The 17,387-nt window shown below is 59.7% G+C and carries 17 protein-coding genes; 7 read left to right on the forward strand and 10 right to left on the reverse strand.

Translation table 11 applies throughout. The annotated features are described in order from the left end of the window. Nucleotides 1–2 precede the first annotated feature (2 nt). Nucleotides 3–587, reverse strand: coding sequence for an electron transport complex subunit RsxA (rsxA, locus tag BLU26_RS01465; protein WP_092288309.1), 585 nt, complete (start codon nt 585–587; stop codon nt 3–5). A 109-nt stretch (nt 588–696) separates the two neighbouring features. After that, nucleotides 697–2,751 (reverse strand): methionine--tRNA ligase, encoded by a 2,055-nt coding sequence (metG, locus tag BLU26_RS01470; protein WP_092283187.1) that lies wholly within the window; start codon nt 2,749–2,751, stop codon nt 697–699. Between the two features lie 255 nt (nt 2,752–3,006). Here metG and BLU26_RS01475 point away from each other — a divergent pair, with 255 nt between their 5' ends. Both BLU26_RS01475 and BLU26_RS01480 read left to right on the forward strand, forming a co-directional pair. Next, complete coding sequence (locus BLU26_RS01475; protein WP_197674517.1) at nt 3,007–4,545, forward strand: MFS transporter; 1,539 nt, start codon at nt 3,007–3,009, stop codon at nt 4,543–4,545. Between the two features lie 120 nt (nt 4,546–4,665). Then, the gene (locus BLU26_RS01480) at nt 4,666–5,802 is read left to right on the forward strand and encodes a glutathione S-transferase family protein (protein ID WP_092283189.1); all 1,137 of its coding nucleotides are present in this window, start codon (nt 4,666–4,668) and stop codon (nt 5,800–5,802) included. A gap of 6 nt (nt 5,803–5,808) precedes the next feature. Here BLU26_RS01480 and BLU26_RS01485 read toward each other — a convergent pair whose 3' ends face one another. Further along, nucleotides 5,809–6,597: a substrate-binding periplasmic protein gene (locus tag BLU26_RS01485; protein ID WP_092283191.1), complete on the reverse strand. Its 789-nt coding sequence runs from the start codon at nt 6,595–6,597 to the stop codon at nt 5,809–5,811. A 281-nt stretch (nt 6,598–6,878) separates the two neighbouring features. On the opposite strand from BLU26_RS01485, the gene BLU26_RS01490 reads away from it, so the two are divergent. Next, nucleotides 6,879–7,757 (forward strand): beta-1,6-N-acetylglucosaminyltransferase, encoded by an 879-nt coding sequence (locus tag BLU26_RS01490; RefSeq protein WP_092283193.1) that lies wholly within the window; start codon nt 6,879–6,881, stop codon nt 7,755–7,757. A gap of 12 nt (nt 7,758–7,769) precedes the next feature. Here the strand turns inward: BLU26_RS01490 and BLU26_RS01495 are convergent, their stop codons facing one another. After that, the gene (locus tag BLU26_RS01495) at nt 7,770–8,204 is read right to left on the reverse strand and encodes an SRPBCC family protein (protein ID WP_092283195.1); all 435 of its coding nucleotides are present in this window, start codon (nt 8,202–8,204) and stop codon (nt 7,770–7,772) included. Nucleotides 8,205–8,208: 4 nt separating this feature from the next. Continuing rightward, on the reverse strand, nt 8,209–8,817 hold the full coding sequence (locus tag BLU26_RS01500) for a phosphoribosyltransferase (RefSeq protein WP_197674518.1): 609 nt from the start codon (nt 8,815–8,817) through the stop codon (nt 8,209–8,211). A gap of 62 nt (nt 8,818–8,879) precedes the next feature. On the opposite strand from BLU26_RS01500, the gene BLU26_RS01505 reads away from it, so the two are divergent. Continuing rightward, a complete protein-coding gene (locus tag BLU26_RS01505) occupies nt 8,880–9,443 on the forward strand; it encodes a phosphoribosyltransferase (RefSeq protein WP_092283197.1) in 564 nt (187 codons plus the stop codon). A gap of 11 nt (nt 9,444–9,454) precedes the next feature. Here the strand turns inward: BLU26_RS01505 and BLU26_RS01510 are convergent, their stop codons facing one another. Both BLU26_RS01510 and BLU26_RS18505 read right to left on the reverse strand, forming a co-directional pair. Further along, complete coding sequence (locus tag BLU26_RS01510) at nt 9,455–9,883, reverse strand: hypothetical protein (protein ID WP_092283199.1); 429 nt, start codon at nt 9,881–9,883, stop codon at nt 9,455–9,457. Then, on the reverse strand, nt 9,883–10,302 hold the full coding sequence (locus tag BLU26_RS18505; RefSeq protein ID WP_157719270.1) for a T6SS effector amidase Tae4 family protein: 420 nt from the start codon (nt 10,300–10,302) through the stop codon (nt 9,883–9,885). The genes BLU26_RS01510 and BLU26_RS18505 overlap by 1 nt, the downstream gene beginning before the upstream one ends. Before the next feature lie 251 nt (nt 10,303–10,553). Here BLU26_RS18505 and BLU26_RS18820 point away from each other — a divergent pair, with 251 nt between their 5' ends. Then, entirely contained in the window at nt 10,554–11,858 is a 1,305-nt protein-coding gene (locus BLU26_RS18820) for a methyl-accepting chemotaxis protein (protein WP_092288312.1), read from the forward strand. A gap of 62 nt (nt 11,859–11,920) precedes the next feature. Here the strand turns inward: BLU26_RS18820 and BLU26_RS01525 are convergent, their stop codons facing one another. From BLU26_RS01525 to BLU26_RS01535, 3 genes are all read right to left on the reverse strand, one after another. Beyond that, nucleotides 11,921–13,258 carry a DUF1329 domain-containing protein gene (locus BLU26_RS01525; protein WP_092283203.1) on the reverse strand — a complete coding sequence of 446 codons (1,338 nt, stop codon included), beginning with the start codon at nt 13,256–13,258 and terminating at the stop codon, nt 11,921–11,923. 377 nt (nt 13,259–13,635) lie between these two features. Then, nucleotides 13,636–14,472 (reverse strand): oxidoreductase, encoded by an 837-nt coding sequence (locus BLU26_RS01530; RefSeq protein WP_092283205.1) that lies wholly within the window; start codon nt 14,470–14,472, stop codon nt 13,636–13,638. Between the two features lie 138 nt (nt 14,473–14,610). Continuing rightward, a complete protein-coding gene (locus BLU26_RS01535; RefSeq protein WP_092283208.1) occupies nt 14,611–15,867 on the reverse strand; it encodes a DEAD/DEAH box helicase in 1,257 nt (418 codons plus the stop codon). 157 nt (nt 15,868–16,024) lie between these two features. On the opposite strand from BLU26_RS01535, the gene BLU26_RS01540 reads away from it, so the two are divergent. Next, nucleotides 16,025–16,633, forward strand: a complete 609-nt coding sequence (locus BLU26_RS01540) for a LemA family protein (protein WP_092283210.1) — start codon at nt 16,025–16,027, stop codon at nt 16,631–16,633. Continuing rightward, nucleotides 16,630–17,385: a TPM domain-containing protein gene (locus BLU26_RS01545; protein WP_092283212.1), complete on the forward strand. Its 756-nt coding sequence runs from the start codon at nt 16,630–16,632 to the stop codon at nt 17,383–17,385. Before BLU26_RS01540 ends, BLU26_RS01545 begins: the two co-directional genes overlap by 4 nt. Nucleotides 17,386–17,387 lie beyond the last annotated feature (2 nt).

Raw genomic sequence — 17,387 nt, forward strand, 5'->3', positions numbered from 1 at the left:
GCTTACAACCTTATCAAGCCGGTGAAGCCCATGAAGGCCAGTGACATCAGCCCGGCGGTGATCATGCCGATGGCCGCGCCGCGAAAGGGGGTGGGCACATCGGCAATGGCGATGCGCTCACGCAGGCCGGCAAACAGGATCAGGATCAGCGAAAAACCAATGGCCGCGCCCAGACCATAGGTAGCCGATTTCATGAAGGTTTGCTCGGCGCGGTTGGTGTTCAGCAGGGCGACGCCCAGTACTGCACAGTTGGTAGTAATCAGCGGCAGGAAGATGCCCAGTACCCGGTACAGCAGCGGGCTGGTCTTGTGCACTACCATCTCGGTGAACTGCACCACCACGGCGATTACCAGGATGAAGGAGATGGTGCGCAGAAACTCCAGGTCCAGCGGTACCAGAATGTACTGAAAGGTCAGATAACTGAGGATCGACGCCAGTGTGAGTACAAAGGTGGTGGCCGCCGACATGCCGATGGCGGTTTCCAGCTTGCCGGACACGCCCATGAACGGACAGAGCCCGAGAAACTGCACCAGTACAAAGTTGTTGACCAGAATGGTACTGACCAGAATAAGGGCAAATTCAGCCATGTTACCCAACCCCATATGTGAAATCGGCTTGCGATTCTGTTGACCGCTGCGGCCGACTCCGGCTAATCAGAGCGGCAACGGCCGCTCCCGTTTGTCGTAGTGCGCGGTGTTACTTGACCCGTTGCCCCGGCTTGGCACCCGCATCGGGGCTCAGCAGGAAGATCTCTTCGCCGCCGGGGCCCGCCGCCAGTACCATGCCTTCGGAGACACCAAACTTCATCTTGCGCGGCGCCAGGTTGGCAACATAAAGCGTCAGGCGGCCTTCCAGTTTGCTCGGGTCCGGGTAGGCGCTCTTGATGCCGGAGAACACATTGCGCTTGGCATCGCCAATATCCAGCGATAGTCGCAGCAGCTTGTCGGCGCCCTCGACGAACTCGGCCTTTTCGATCAGCGCGATACGCAGGTCAACGGCGGCAAAGGTGTCGAACTTGATCTCGGCCTCAATCGGTTCTTTTGCCAGCTCGCCGTTACCTGCAGCCGCTGCGGGTGCCTCACTGGCGGCGGCAAGGTCTTCCTTGGAGGCTTCGATCATGGCGTCGATCTTCGCTGGCTCGATGCGCGCCATCAGCGGCTTGAACGCGTTCAACTGATGATTGGCTAGCAGCGTCTGGTGATCGTCCCAACGCAGTGGCGCCACATTCAGGAAGGCCTCGGCATCGGCGGCCAGGTGTGGCAGCACCGGCTTGAGGAAGATTACCAACTGGCGGAACAGGTTTACGCCCAACGAGCAGATGGCCTGCACCTCGTCCTGCTTGCCTTCCTGCTTGTTCAGCGACCAGGGCGCCTTGTCGGCGATCCAGGCATTGGCCTTGTCGGCCAGGCCCATGATTTCGCGCATGGCGCGGGAGAAGTCGCGCTTCTCGTAGGCGTCGGCGATCAGTGGCGCACCGGCGGTGAAGGCGGCGGTCAGTTCGGGCGCCGGGTTGGCGTCAACCATGACGCCAGCGTTGCCCTTGTGGATGAAACCGGCGCAGCGGCTGGCGATATTGACCACCTTGCCAACCAGATCGGAGTTGACCTTTTGCACGAAGTCTTCGAGGTTCAGATCAAGGTCTTCCACGCCGCGGCCCAGCTTGGCCGCGTAGTAATAGCGCAGGTATTCCGGCGACAGGTGATCCAGATAGGTGCGTGCCTTGATGAAGGTGCCGCGCGACTTGGACATCTTTTGCCCGTTGACCGTCAGGTACCCGTGTACGTTGACGGCGGTCGGCTTGCGGAAGCCCGCGCCTTCCAGCATGGCGGGCCAGAACAGGGTGTGGAAGTTGACGATGTCCTTGCCGATGAAGTGATACAGCTCGGCGCTGGAGTCGGCGTTCCAGAAAGCGTCGAAGCTCAGCTCCGGGCGGCGGGCACAGAGATTCTTGAAGCTGGCCATGTAGCCGATAGGCGCGTCCAGCCAGACGTAAAAATACTTGCCGGGCTCGCCGGGAATCTCGAAGCCGAAATAGGGTGCATCACGGCTGATGTCCCACTCATGCAGACCGCTATCAAGCCACTCGGCGATCTTGTTGGCGACGGCTTCCTGCAGGGTACCGCTGCGGGTCCACTGCTTGAGCATGTCGCTGAAGTCTTGCAGGCGGAAGAAAAAATGCTTGGAATCCTTCAACACCGGCGTCGCGCCTGAGATGGCCGAACGCGGGTCTTTCAGCTCGGTGGGCTCGTAGGTGGCGCCGCATTTTTCGCAGTTGTCGCCGTACTGATCTTCGGCCGCGCACTTGGGGCAGGTGCCCTTGATGAAGCGGTCGGCCAGGAACATTTCCTTCTCTGGATCAAAGTACTGGGTGACCGAGCGGGTGCTGATATGGCCGGCGTCTTTCAGACGCTCGTAGATCAGTGAAGATAGCTCGCGGTTCTCTTCCGAGTGGGTCGAGTGAAAGTTGTCGAAGTCGACGAGAAAGTCGGCGAAGTCGGTGGAGTGCTCCCGCTTCACGTTATCGATCAACTGCTCGGAGGTAATACCCTCTTTCTCGGCGCGCAGCATGATGGCCGAGCCATGGGCGTCATCGGCGCAGACATAAACTGCCTGATGGCCACGCAGTTTCTGGAAGCGAACCCAGATGTCGGTCTGAATGTACTCAAGCATATGCCCCAGATGGATCGAACCGTTGGCATAGGGCAGGGCGCTGGTAACGAGGATCTGGCGAGAAGGGGCGTTGCTGGACATGGGGTCTCGGCTTCTGTTGGTAACGGAAAAAAGGGGTGAATAATAGCAGAGTAGGGCGCACTGGGGTATGCCGGGCAGTCCCGATGTTGGTAATCAGGCCGGCCTTGCGCCATGGCTGTCAGCTCTCTCTGCGTGCGGTTGACCGCGGCTCTACGGTTGCTCGACGGCTGTACCTGGGAATGGCTGGGCAACTGTACCTTGCGCGAGTTGCCTGGCCGTCCTATAAGGCTAGTCCCTGTAAATGGACGTCGTTCGATGATGGCAAGCAATCTGGTTGAATCTGGTATCACGCCGCGCGCAAGCCGTCGCGAGTGGCTTGGTCTCGCCGTTCTGGTGTTGCCAACCTTGCTGCTGGCGCTGGATATGACCCTGCTGCACCTGGCGGCGCCGCACTTGAGTGCAGACCTGCAGCCTTCCAGCGCGCAGCTACTGTGGATCCTGGATATCTACGGCTTCATGGTGGCCGGCTTTCTGATCACCATGGGCACCCTGGGCGACCGCATTGGCCGGCGCCGGGTGCTATTGGCCGGTGCGCTGGCCTTTGGTCTGGCCTCCATTGCAGCTGCCTTCTCCACTTCTGCCGGTATGCTAATCGTAACCCGGGCCTTGCTGGGCGTCGCGGGGGCAACCTTGATGCCTTCCACCCTGTCGTTGATCCGCAACATGTTTCATGACGAGCGTGAGCGCACGCTGGCGATTACCGTCTGGATGACCGGTTTCATCGTTGGCAGTGCCATAGGCCCGCTGGTGGGCGGAATCATGCTGGAGTTTTTCTGGTGGGGCTCGCTGTTTCTGCTTGGCGTACCGGTGATGGCGCTATTGTTGCTGGCCGGCCCGCTGCTTCTGCCGGAGTGCCGCGAAGCGCAGGCCGGCCGCCTGGATATACCCAGCGCGCTACTTAGCATTGCGGCCTTGCTGCTGATCATCTACGGCTTGAAAGACTCTGCGCGCGACGGCTTCAACTTGCTCGCCAGCGTCGCTGTGCTGGCTGGGTTCGCCCTGGCGCGCGTGTTTGTGCTGAGGCAGCAGCGCCTGGCAGACCCCATGCTGGACTTGGCGCTTTTTCAACGCCAAAGCTTTACCGTCTCGGTGGCGTCCATGCTGCTGGCCATTTTTGCGCTGTCCGGTGCCTGGTTGATGATCTTCCAGTATCTGCAGGGGGTGGCGGGGCTGAGTGCACTGGATGCCGGTCTGGTCATGTTGCCAGCCGCGGCCTTGCAAACGGCAGCCTCCTTATTGGTACCGCGCATTGCCCGCCGGTTGAAACCCTCGGTGTTTGTCAGTCTGGGCTTGGCCATGGCCACGCTTGGCCTGTTGGTGCTGTTGCTGGTTCATGGCCGCGAGGGCGTTTTGCTCATGGTGCTGGGTACGGTGCTACTGGGTGTTGGCATCATGCCGGTGATGATTCTGGGTACCGACCTGGTGGTTGGCTCGGTCCCGGCAGATAAAGCCGGCGCTGCGGCAGCCACCTCAGAAACCGCTACTGAGCTGGGTATGGCGCTGGGAATAGCGGTTATCGGCAGCATTGGGGCGGCAATCTACCGTCAGCATCTGAGTGAGGCACTGCCTGCCGGGCTAACACCGGCGCAGGTGGCGGTGGCCAGTGACACGCTGGGCGGCGCGCTGGGCATCATTCAGCAGCTGCCGCCAGCCTTGGGCGACGCCGTATTGGTGGCGGTGCAACAGGGCTTTGCCGACGCGCTGCACGTTAATGCCCTCATCGGTGCGCTCATCATGGCGAGCACGGCGCTACTCACTGCCCTGTACCTTAGGCAAGCGCGGCTGGAAAACTGACGGCTGCCAGCACCGACAGAGCCTGCCCGCCTTGGCGTGTGCCTGGCGTCGAGGGGTTGCCGTCAGCCCCGAAGACCGCTAGTTTCTGGGGCTGATTCCAACCATAAAAACGGACTTTTCATGCTTTCCGACAATATCCCCTACACCCTTTACGGCTCCTCACACTCACTCTACACCGGCAAGGCACGCTGTTACCTGCGCAATCAGGGCATTGCCTATGTGGAGGTGGCCAGCTCGCATCCGGATTTTGCCGCGCGCATCTTGCCGCAAATTGGGCGGGGCATTATTCCAGTGCTGGAAACGCCGGACGGCCAGGTGATTCAGGATACGGTCGATATCATCGATTTTTTTGAAGCGCAGGGTGTGCCATACCCGGTTTATCCAGGCACGCCATTGCAGCGCGTGGTCGCCGTGATCATCGAGTATTACGGCAGCCAGGCAATGCTCAAACATGCCATGCACTATCGCTGGTCGTACCGTGCCGAGCAGGAAGCCTTTCTGCGTCACGCCTTCGTTAGCGGTTCGGGTGAGGCCATGGCCGAGAAGATCATGGGGCGGATGAACTCCTATTTGCCACGCTTGGGCGTGAACGAGCAGAGCGCTGCGTTGATCGAGCAGTCCTTCGAGCAGCTACTTGAGGTGCTAGAGGCGCATTTTGCGATGGTGCCCTATTTACTGGGAGGCCGACCTTCGATCGCCGACTACGGCCTGATCGGGCCCATGTTTGCCCATTTGGGCCGTGATCCGGTGCCGCTGGGCATCATGCAGCGCCGTGCACCGCGGGTACATCGCTGGGTTGAACGCATGACGGCGCCCGGCCTGGATGTGGTTGAGTATGCCGATAGCCGTCCCGAGTTCTGGCCAGATGATGCCTTGCCGCCAACGCTGTTGCCGGTACTGCAGCACATTGCCCGGGATATCTTCCCCGAGCTTACCGACAAGCTGGCCTATATGGATCAGTGGGTCGCTGATGTGCAGCCGGCCGATGGCACCCCGGTGACGGAAAAACCCGCGTTGCGCCAGATTGGTATGGTTTCTACACAGTTCCGTGGTGCTGTGGTGGACGTCGGCGTAGAACCCTACCTCCTGTTTCTGCTGCAGCGCGCTGCCGAGGTGGTGAGCGCCTTACCGCCGGCGCAGGCAAGCGCCTTGATGGCGACGCTGGATGAGTTCGGGCTGGCGGGTGCGGTGCCGCTGGGACGGGATTACAGCGTGGCACGCGCAGGCAATATCGAGGTATGGCGGCGTAGCAGCTGAGCTGTCTCAGCGCTGCTCATGGGCAAGGGGTTCGGCCGTCGCTTCAATGGCTTGATGCGCCGCCAGGCGACGTTGATAGGCCGCGTCCAGGGTGTCGGCAAGCTGCTGCGCCTGCGGGTTGCGCCGTGATACCACGTATACCAGCGGCCACTCATCCAGCGTATCGCAGTCTGCGCCTTGCAGCGGATAGTCCTTCATGGCTTCCTGCATGGGGTGGCCATAGCTGATCAGGTAGTCGCCACGGCCGCGTTGCAGTAGTTCCAGCGCGGCAGGGTGGTTTGGCGCCACTATTGGCTGATGCGGGTTCTCCTGAAATAGCGTGTTCAACTGGTCGCGGTAGGTATAGCCGCGAATCAGCACCAGTTGCTTGTCACGCAATTGCTCCGCACGGGTGATGGTCTGGCTACCGGCCAGCGAAAACGCACAGAGCCTGACGCTGATGCCAAGGGGTTGCGAGGATAGGGTGAAGTCCTTCAGGGCCGGCACATTCGGTGAGCCTGGCCAGAAGTCGATATCGCCGCTTCTAAGGCTATGGTAGATGCGGTTGATTGGATAGTTTATCCAATTGATGCGGTAGCCACTGTCGGCCGCCAACTGATTGGTGAGTTCGATGATGCTACCGTGCGCCTGGCCGTTTTCGTCCATGTAGGCAATCGGGGGGAAGCTGATATAACCGGCGTTCAGTACTGGCAGCGCTTCCTCCGCATGGAGTGGCACCGTCCACAGCACGAAGGCGATCAGTGCAGCTGGCGCCGATGCACGGCAGCGCTGCTTAAACAGTGAATGCATCATCATGTTGTTATTTTTTTAGGTGTAATTGGGGCGTCGCAAAACAAAGATTAGTCGGCTTTTGTGATCTGGTCGAGGTTGGGTAGCTTGCTCTGCCCCTGACCAGGGCGATTGCTACAGACGCTGAGGGCCCTTTGTATATTTACTTGCCGGCAATCATTGCAAACGCGCACTTCGCCCCCATCAAGGCGTAGACAAGAATGCGCCTTGCCAATAGGTACCCTCTACCAAATCGGAACAGGAGCGCGGTACTGTCACTATTCCTGTCTCGTTCAGGAATACTATTTATGATTGCCTACCTCATTCTGGTTCATCGTTATCCAGAACAGTTCAAGCGCCTGTTCAAGGCTATTTATCACCCGCTGAATCATTATCTTGTTCATATTGACAAGAATTCGGGCGCCGCGCTGGCAGACGATATTCAAGAGTTTCTGAGCGAGTATCCCAATGCCCGTATGTTGAAACCGCAAAAGGCGCTCTGGGGCGGCTACAGCCTGGTCAATATCGAGCTGCGTGGTATGGCGCAACTCTTGGAGGAAAATAGTGCCTGGACTCACTTCATCAACCTCAGTGGCCAGGATTTCCCACTGAAGACTCAAGAGTTCATTCGGCAGTTTCTGGGCAAACACCCTGAACGTGAATATATCCTCGCGGCCAATCAGCGGGATATTCGCCCCGATACCATGCACCGCGTGCTGGATATCTGCTTCGAGTTTGGCAGCCGCATATTTCGGCCCAAGCTGTCACGCAAGTTTCTTGAGGGTGTAACTCCGCACATAGGTACCCAGTGGATGATCGTAAGCCGGCGTTTTTGTGAGTTCGTTTGCACCGCGAAGGCGGCCAGGCGCTACAAGCGTTTCTATAGAAACAGCTTTATCGCCGACGAAGGCTTTTTTCAGACGGTGATGATGAACAACGATTGTCACGGCCAGATCGTGCAGGATGACCTTCGGCTGATTGACTGGATTCCTGATGGTGATATCAAGTTACGGCCGCGCACCTTTACCTCAGCCGACACCAAGCACCTTATCGCCAGTCATCACCTGTTTGCTCGCAAGTTCGACGCGACTGAGGATGACGTGGTGTTGCGCGACATCGAGCGGCATCTGCAGGCGGTGCCAGCCGTTTTCCGCCAACCGCAAGCTCAGCCAGCAGTGCTTTGCTGATCTCGCAGTACCCTAAAGCGGCTGACGTTGGTTGCTACCGGGTGCCTCGAGCAGATGCTTGAGCCGCTTGAGGTCGGCCTCTATGGCTTGCCTGTCTGCAGCGAACTCTGCGTCAGTCATCTCTGGCTGGCGCAGCAGGGTGAAAATGAACTCGCTGCCATCGCCATTGGCGACGACCCGCATGGGGTTATGGAAAATCTGCCCCGATTCAAGCTCCACAGCATGGTCCAGCACGCCAAAGGTATTTCGCGCAGCGAAGCGGATGCGGACTCGCCCGAACGGCGCCTGGGCGATCCAGTCTTCACCGTCCTGCAGGATTTCCGAGCTGGCCAGGCCGGCCGCCCAGCGCGGCAGATTCCGCGGATCGGCGGCATACGCGTAGACCTGCTCCGGCGGACAGGCAATGGCGATACTGAGGTGGCTGCAGAGTAGCAACGCGCCGGGCATAGGGTTACTTGACTGCGTCCAGAATCGGGCTCAGGTACGGCTTGTGTTCGTCTATATCGGCACGGCTGAGGCCGTTCATTTCATACGGGAAGACCAGCCAGTCCTCGGTCATGTGCAGGCAGAAGTTCGGTTCCAACTGAGTCTGGCCTGCACCCAATCGCTTGTAGAGCGTTGCCAGGCGGGTGTCGGTGGGCATGTTGCGCTTGAGTTGCTGCTGCAGCTTGTTGAGTACCGCCTGCATGCTGTGACCGGTGCCAAAGGCGTCGTCCACGATCAGCAGCCGGTCGTCCTGGTTGATGTTGTCCAGCAGGTAATGGGTGCCATGCACGCGGATCTCGGCGTCGGGAGAGGCGATCATGGCGTCGTAGTGGTCCATGCCGCGGTAGGAAGTGCGCAACGCGATATGGTCGGTCTTAACCCCCAGCGTCTGCAGGCATTCCTGCACGTAGATACCCACGGCACTGCCGCCACGCCACAGGCCCACAATGAAATTGGGGCGGAAGCCGCTTTCGAAAACCTGCACGCCGAGGCGAAAGGCATCTTCGATCAGTTGGTTTTCGTCAAGAAAACGGCGGTTGCGGGCGGGTGTTTGCATGCTGCTGGGCTGGGTCATGGCTTGCCAGAGGGCTCCGTCTGGTGGGACTATGTCGCGAATTCACAAACGCTAACGGTCTTATGGCTGATAAACAATACCTTAGTGCACAAAGCCTGCTGGAAGACGCCTTTCATCTGGGTGCGCAGATACTGAATTCCGGGTTTCGCCCGACCTTCATCATTGCCGTGTGGCGCGGCGGCGTGCCCATGGGTATTGCCGTGCAGGAGTTCCTTGATTACCACGGTGTGCATACCGACAACATCGCCATACGCACCTCGTCTTATCACGGTATTGATCAGCAAAGCAGAGAAGTACGCGTGCACGGCTTGAATTACCTGGTCAAACACGTTACCCATGAAGACTCGCTGCTGATCGTCGACGACGTCTTCGATACGGGCCGCTCGGTCGAGGCGATTATTCAGGAGTTGAAGAACAAGGCGCGTTTGAATACCCCGCACGACATCCGCGTGGCGGTGCCTTACTACAAGCCCAGCCGCAATGAGGTGGACTGGGAACCGCATTACTTCCTGCACAGCACCGATGCCTGGCTCAAGTATCCTCATTCGCTGGAAGGGCTGACGGTCGAAGAGATTGCCGCCAATCGCCCAGCCCTCTATGAGATTCTGAAACCGCATCTGGTCTGAGGCCTTGCTGGCTATTTTTCCGGGTTGTTAATGTAGCTGTCCTGGCCCTGAATAAAGTCCTCATACTCAGTTGAGTTGTAGATAGTCAGGCAGGCGATCAACGGATTCTTGCGGCCTTGTGCTTGCGTTTGGGCTGGGGTTTTCGGGTAGGCAATCCCTATGAAGTCGGCGGTCGCCTGATAGGGGTCGTGGGATATTTCCAGCGTCTCTTCATCTTGCGCTATAAAATGGGCGCCACGCCCCATGAAGTGATAAGCACCGCTGGCGGCAGCGAGGTCCTCATCAAGGTGCTTGCTATCGGGGTATGCCTGCGCCAGGCAGTAGGTGAAACCGTAGTTCTTGAGCGAGGTTCTGGCCTGTTCCAGGGTGTCAGCAAAGGCCGGAGCCTGAGCTGCCAGAAGCACAGCGAATGCCATGCCGGCAACGGTGGTGTGGCGCACTATTTCAATTCCCAATACAAGATGTGTTTTGGCGATACTGCAGGGCTGTCAAAGGCATGGCTGCGCGGATTCTGATAGTCGCTACCGTCGCCGGTTACAGAGCCATTCCAGAGCGCGACATGCCCCGACGCATCGCTCCAGCCGTTCACTTCAATAACGATCAGACCCTGGATGCCGCTGAGCTGCGGGTGCTCGGATGGCTTGAGTACCTTATCCGCAGCTCCCCAGTTGTGGCGAACAAAATGAATGACATCATTGACGCGCAAAATATAGGGGAGCCCGTCTGCCCCTTTGGCCCGATAGATATTGGTGCCGGGAATGATGGTGCCTTTGGGGATGGCATAGCCGCCGTAGTTGAAGCCTCGACTCAAGCGTAGCGCGCAGGCATTGGTGTAGGCCGCCGGATTGGCACGTCGCAACTCCGCTACGTTGCCACCTAATCGGCTGTGCAGAGCGCAACTATAGGCAGCCGGGCACAAACAATGGAAACCTGGGTGCGGCCAGCTGGCAACCAGCCTGCAAATCCGGCTGTGAACCCGACAATTCTGCGGCGCTCGGTTAAACTGGACAACAACAAAGTTATACAGGATGTATTTATTCGTACAAGTATTGCATTCGATTGGCGTATTGATAGTATGGCTAAGTGCCACTAATGGCCGGGGAGAGCGCGATGTTCAATGCAAAACTGAAAGACTTGTACAGGTCACAGGGAGAGGACCTGGCAGAAAAGAAAGCTCGACTGGACGCCGTAAAAATGCATATGGCGTTCATCGAATTTACCCCGACGGGCGTGGTGCTTGACGCCAACCCCCGCTTTTTGCAGCTCATGGGATATTCCCTGGACCAGATAGTGGGTCAGCCGCATCGCAAGTTCTGCTTGCCCAGCGATACGGGCACGCCAGCCTACCAACGCTTCTGGGTCGATCTCGCACAGGGCAAGGCGTTCTCGGATACCTTTCGCCGTGTGCGCGCCGATGGTCAGGAGGTCTGGCTTGAAGCGACCTACTTCCCGGTGACGGACGCCAGCGGCAAGGTCGTGACTGTCGTGAAGCTGGCCTCTGACGTTACCGCCGTCAGCAACGAGCTGAAGGAAAAGGACGCCGTCATTTCGGCCCTCGATAAATCATTGGCAGTAATCGAGTTCACTCCCAGCGGCGAGATACTCAAAGCCAACCGCAATTTCCTCAATGTCATGGGCTATTCACAGAGTCAGCTGGTGGGCAAGCATCACCGGCTTTTCTGCACCGACGCCTTCTTGCAGCAGAATCCGAGGTTCTGGGCAGAGCTGAGTGCGGGTGCGCACAGAAGCGGCCAGTTTGATCGCATCAACAGTCGCGGTGAAGTGGTGTGGCTGGAAGCTACCTACAATCCGATTTTCGATGTGCATGGCAAAGTCGTAAAGGTAGTTAAGTTTGCCAGCGATATCACCGCGCGAGTTGAGCAGGGGCTGGCCATTCGTCAGGCCGCGGAAGTGGCCAGCAGCACCTCGGAAGAAACCGCATTGATCGCCCAGCAGGGCATGAGCTCGCTGAAGTCTGCGGTGGATACCTCGGCGCGAATAGCTGCTCAGGTAGCCGATGCCACCAGTTTGATCGGACAGTTGAACGCGCAATCCAAGAATATCGAAGAGATTGTCGCGACCATCTCGGCGATTGCCGATCAAACCAACCTGCTGGCGCTGAATGCCGCCATTGAAGCGGCGCGGGCGGGTGAGCAGGGCCGCGGCTTTGCGGTAGTGGCCGATGAGGTTCGCAGTCTGGCCGCGCGCACCAGCAAATCGACGTCGGAGATTGCGGCCGTGGTGCAGAATAACCGTGACCTGACACAGAGAGTTACCGGTACCGTGCATTCAGTGAGCGTAACGGCGGCGGAGGGGAGCGAGCGTACTCAGCAGGTGTCGTCGATTATGGACGAGATTTACCAGGGCGCTGAAAACGTGTGTCGCACGGCCTCCGGTTTGCTCAACGCGAACTGAAGCGGCGGATCAGGCCAGCGGCACCCCTAAGTGCTGCATGGCTTGATCCGCCTGATGCCTGCTTAGTTACCTTCGCGGCGCAACGCCTGGGGCGAAAAGTCGCGTGGGTTGATGTTGGCATTGAAGTCGTACATCGGCTCGTTGTTGTCCAGGCCGTCGACGAAGTAGTTGCCATCTTGCAGGTGGTACAGGGTTTCCAGGGTGCTGCTGACCATGGGCACGTCGTAGTAGTTGATCGGGTGAGCCTCCTGCAGACCGATCAGCTCGCCGTTCTTGTCGCGCAGGTCGACGGCCAGAATTTGCCAGCTGTCCTCATCCACATAGAAGCGGCGTGCTGCGTAGGGATGGCGGTAGCCGGTGCGCAGGACGGCATCAACCACCCATACGCGATGCAGTTCATAGCGCAGCAGTTCGGGGTTGAGCGTGTCGGTCTGCACTATCTGGTCGTAGGGGATGCCTTTCTGATGCACCTGGTAGCTGTTGTAGGGCACCAGCATTTCCTGTTTGCCGACCAGACTCCATTCGTAGCGATCCGGCGCGCCGTTGTAGGTATCCAGCACGTCCGCGGTGGCCAAGTCGCTGGTGTCGGGCTGGACCGAATCGTAAGCCAGGGTGGGCAGCCGGCGCACGCGGCGGTTGTCCGGGCTGTAGCGCCAAGCCTTGCGGGTAGCCAATACCTGATCCAGCGGATCCTGTACTACCAGCGCGGTGTTGGCCAGCTTGGCTGGTGCGGTGACTACGTATTTGTACAGCAGCAACGTGTTGTCGAGCGCGGCTGTCGTCATGCCCTCGCGGCCGTATACGTAGTAAATCTGCCTATCGCGCTTGATCAGGTTGCTGGTGCCGTTGATTACCACGGCCTGGTTGTTGATGAAGTGGTTCTGGTCACCCTTGTAATGCAGGATGTGGTTCCAGATAACTTCGATGCCGTCCTGCGGGATCGGGAACGGAATGCCGGCGGCGGCACCGCGCAGGCCGTTGCCGTTGGCAATCAGCTCAGCCTTGACCGCATTGGCTTTGGTGGCATCGTAGATGCGCTGTGGCGCAGAGGCACTGCGACGGGTGGGGAATACCCGCATGGCGTAGCCAGGGTGGCGTTGCAACAGGTCGGTCAGGCCGGCGGGCAGCTGGGCGTCATATTGCTCCTGATTCTGCGCGCTGACGCGGAACAGTTCGCCGTCTGCGGCGTAGGGGTCGGGGTGATGCATGCCGGGGCTATAACCGGAGGGGGCGCTGACGCCGCCAGTCCACGCCGGGATGGTGCCCTCGTTGTTGCCGGCTTGCTCTGCACCCAGTGGGGTCAGATCGCGTCCCAGACGGTCGGCCTGCAGCGGATCAACCTTGGCCATGACCTGGGTGGTGGCAACGCTCAGCAGCAATGCCGCAAACGTCCTGTACATGGTTCTGCTCCTTGCAACACGCCGGTAGGGCGCGGCGGTGATCGAAAGATGAAGGAAAGCGGCCCATTGACTGACCGCAGCGCAGGCCTCGCGAGCGCGCGCGGGTCGAATTGTAACGCCAAAAGCCCAGTGCCGTGGGGCGCGCTACAAAACGCTACAAAGTGTTGCTTACGCTGGTATTGTCTCGGCGTCATGCGTCGCCGGCCTTCGCCTGGCCAGCAACAGCGCGGTAGCGCACTCGGCGCCAGCCTGGCTCGGCATGATGTATAGGTTGGCGAGCAATTGCCCAGCCGCTTACCCGGGATGCGCCGTGCAGTTGATTGGATTGAGCGGGTGCTGAAAGACAGGCTGGGAGCAAGGGCTTCCAGCCTGGTGGCTTACTGGTCGGCTGCGGTAGCGACAGACAATTCCTGCCAAGCGTCCATCTCGGCCTGCAACGACTTCACGCGGTAGCGAGCCGCTTTCAAGGCGTCCGCGCCAGCCAGAAAGCGGCTTGGGGCTTGGGGCGCATTTGCCAGCTGCAGCAAGGCGGCGGCGAGCTTCGCCGGGTCACCCTGTTGTTTGTGGTTGTTTTGCTCGGACGAGGTTTTGATCTGGCTGGACAGGGCCTGATAGTCGTCAATCGGATTAAGCCCAAACTGCGCTGAAGAGGGGTCGAGAAAATCGGTCTGAAAGGCACCGGGCTGTACCACGGTCACCTTAATGCCAAGGCCTGCGACCTCCTGCGCCAGGGCCTCGGAGAAGCCACTGACAGCAAACTTGGATGCGCAGTACAAACTGGCGCCGGGCATGCCCATCACCCCAGCGATGGAGGCAATGTTGAAGATATGGCCTGCGCGCTGCTGGCGCATTATCGGCAATACCGCGCGGCAGACATCGAACAGGCCGAATACGTTGGTGGCAAACTGGGCCTGACCGGCCTCAAGGCTGTGTTCCTCAAACGGCCCAAGCAAGCCATAACCAGCGTTGTTGACCAATACGTCAATACGCCCAAACCGCGCCTGTGCAGCGTGAATGGCGCCTTCGACCTGCGGGTAATCGGTGACGTCCAAAGGCAGGGTGAGCAAGTGCTCGCTCTCGCTGCCGAGCGCTTCGACGATGGCAGCGGGTTTGCGCGCGGTGGCGATAACATTATGTCCGGCTGCGAGCGCCGCTTTAACGATGTGTAAGCCGATACCGCGCGCCGCGCCGGTTATGAGCCATGTCTGCGCCATGGGAAATGTCCTTATAAGCCAAGTGAAAGGGAGCTGCATGCTGCGTTGGCAGATGGTTGAGGTGTCAGGTTAATCGAACATTATTTTGCCCCTCACTTCAATTTGCCCGCGTTCTGTCTGGCTGCCTTGGTGTTGTATTCAACTCTCGTCAAACCAGGTGCCCAGATGCACCTTGCCTTTGCTACCCGGCTGCTTGGTTTTTTTCGGCTTCTTCGGCTTCTTGACCAACTGGCCACCCAGCCGGGTTTCCGGTACCCGGTGCTGGGGCGTAAAACCGCTTTCTTCACGGCGCTCCAGCAGTTGTTGGGTCAGGGTTTCTATCGCGGCCAACTGGCGTACCTCATCGGCGCTGACCAGTGAGATGGCCGCGCCGCTGGCGCCGGCGCGGCCACTGCGGCCGACACGGTGCACATAGTCTTCTGCGTTGAGCGGCAGATCGAAGTTGACCACCAGCGGCAGTTGCTGAATATCCAGGCCACGTGCGGCAACGTCGGTGGCGACCAGCACCTGCACCTCGCCAGCTTTCAGTCTGGCCAGTGCTCGCAGTCTTGCTGGTTGCGGGCGGTCACCGTGAATCGCATCGGCACTGAGGCCTGCACTTTCCAGCCGTTCTACCAGCTGCTCGACGCCCTTGCGGGTGTTGAGAAAGACCAGTGCCTGGGCGCCGTTATGCTGCTTTAGCAATTGCAGCAACAGTTCACCTTTGCGTTTTTTGTCGACCGGTATCAGCCATTGCTCGACACTGCTGGCCGCGCTGTTGCGCGGGCTGATGTCGAGCATCAGCGGGTCGCGCAGCAGACCGTCGGCGAGTTGCCGCACGGGCGCGGCGAAGGTGGCGGAGAACATCAGCGTTTGTCGCCGGCTGGGCAGCGCGCAGACCACCTGATCCAGCTCGTCGGCAAAGCCCAGATCGAGCATGCGGTCGGCTTCATCCAGCACCAGCATCTGCAGTTGGCTGAACTTGATCGCGTTCTGGCGATACAGGTCAAGCAGCCGGCCTGGGGTAGCGATCAGCACATCCACACCTTTACGCAGCGCCATCATCTGCGGATTGATCGACACCCCGCCATACACCGCGTAGCTGCGCAGCGGCAGGCTTTCGCTGTAGCGCTGGAAGCTCTGCAACAGCTGTTCTGCGAGTTCGCGCGTAGGCACCAGAATCAGCGCCCGCGTCGAGTTACTGGCCAGCTTGGGGCCTTCATGCAGCAGTCTTTGCAGCACTGGCAGGGCGAAGGCGGCAGTCTTGCCGGTACCGGTTTGCGCGCTGGCCAGCAGGTCGCGGCCCTTGAGAGCAGCGGGGATGGCCTGGGCCTGGATGGGCGTGGGGCTGCTGTATTCCAGGCTTGCAAGCGTGCGCAGCAAAGGGTCAATCAGGCCGAGGGCGGCAAAGGTCATAGTGGCGTCTTGGCAGGGAGTAGGCCGGCCAGTTTACCCGTCGCCGGCATTGGCGGGTAATCGATCTTACCGGCGGTGCAGCAGGGCGGGGGTTTTAACTGGTCGACATTCGTGTTTTGCTAACGGCCAATAACACCCTCGAATGGACGAAGAGACAATGGACACGCAGCGTTTTCGCACTACTTGGCAAGTGGCAATTCTCTTTTTTCTCAGCAACCTCTTGGCAGGTTGCGGCATCAACAACATTCCGACCTATGACGAGCAGGTGAAGTCGGCCTGGTCGCAGGTGGAAAATCAGTATCAACGGCGTGCCGACCTGATTCCCAACCTGGTGGAAACGGTCAAGGGCTTCGCCCGACAGGAACAGGAAACCCTGACTGCCGTCGTCGAGGCGCGGGCCAAGGCGACGTCAATCAACATCAGCGCCGCCGATCTGAACGATCCGGCCAAGATGCGTCAATTCGAGCAGGCGCAGAGCCAGTTGACCGGTGCGCTGAGTCGGCTGATGGCGGTGTCCGAACGTTACCCCGATCTCAAGTCGAACCAGAACTTTCTGGCGCTGCAGTCCCAGCTGGAAGGCACGGAAAACCGCATTGCTGTGGCGCGCCGCGACTTTATCGCCGCGGTGGAACGCTACAACACCGAGATTCGCACCTTTCCCGGCCGGATCTGGCACAGCCTGATGTATAGCGACATGCCGATTCGTGAAAACTTCAGCGCTACCACGGAGAACGCCGAGCAGGCGCCGCAGGTTAATTTCGAATGAGGTTGTACCTGCCGCTGTTGCTGAGCCTGTTGCTGGCGCCACTGCTGTGGATCGGCAGCGCGGCGGCCCAGTCTGACGAGGCGGCCTTGCCCGCGCTGACCGGCCGCGTGGTTGATCAGGCCGGGTTGCTGGGGCAGGGCGCCGAGCAGCAGCTGACGCAGATGCTGGCCGCGCACGAACAGGCGACCACCGAGCAGGTGGTGGTTGTCACTGTGCCCAGCCTCCAAGGCCAGAGCATCGAGCGCTTTGGTGTGGAGCTTGGTCGCGCCTGGGGTATCGGGCAGAAGGGCGAAGACAACGGTGCGCTGCTGATCGTCGCCCGTGATGACCGCAAAATCCGCATCGAAGTGGGTTACGGCCTGGAGGGGCGGCTGACCGACGCGCAGGCCTCTACCATCATCAACGGCATCATCACCCCGGCGTTTCGTCAGGGGCAGTTTGAGCAGGGCATCGTGCAGGGTACCGGCGCGATCATTCAGGTGCTGGGCGGCAACCCGCTTGCGGTCGCCGAGGGTGGTGAGCGCGCTGAGGGCAAGAAAAAGCCGGCCGGTGCGCTCTTGCTGGTGATTATCATCATCGTCATGTCGATGCTGGGCGGCGGCGGTCGCGGCGGCAGTGGTCGTGCGTTGTTGGCTGGGGCGCTGCTGGGTGGGATGAGCGGTGGCTCGCGCAGCGGCGGAGGCTTTGGCGGAGGTGGTTTTGGCGGTGGGGGCGGTGGCTTCGGCGGCGGCGGGGCCTCTGGCGGATGGTGATT

This window comes from Halopseudomonas sabulinigri (assembly GCF_900105255.1).
In the GTDB taxonomy this organism is placed as follows: domain Bacteria; phylum Pseudomonadota; class Gammaproteobacteria; order Pseudomonadales; family Pseudomonadaceae; genus Halopseudomonas; species Halopseudomonas sabulinigri.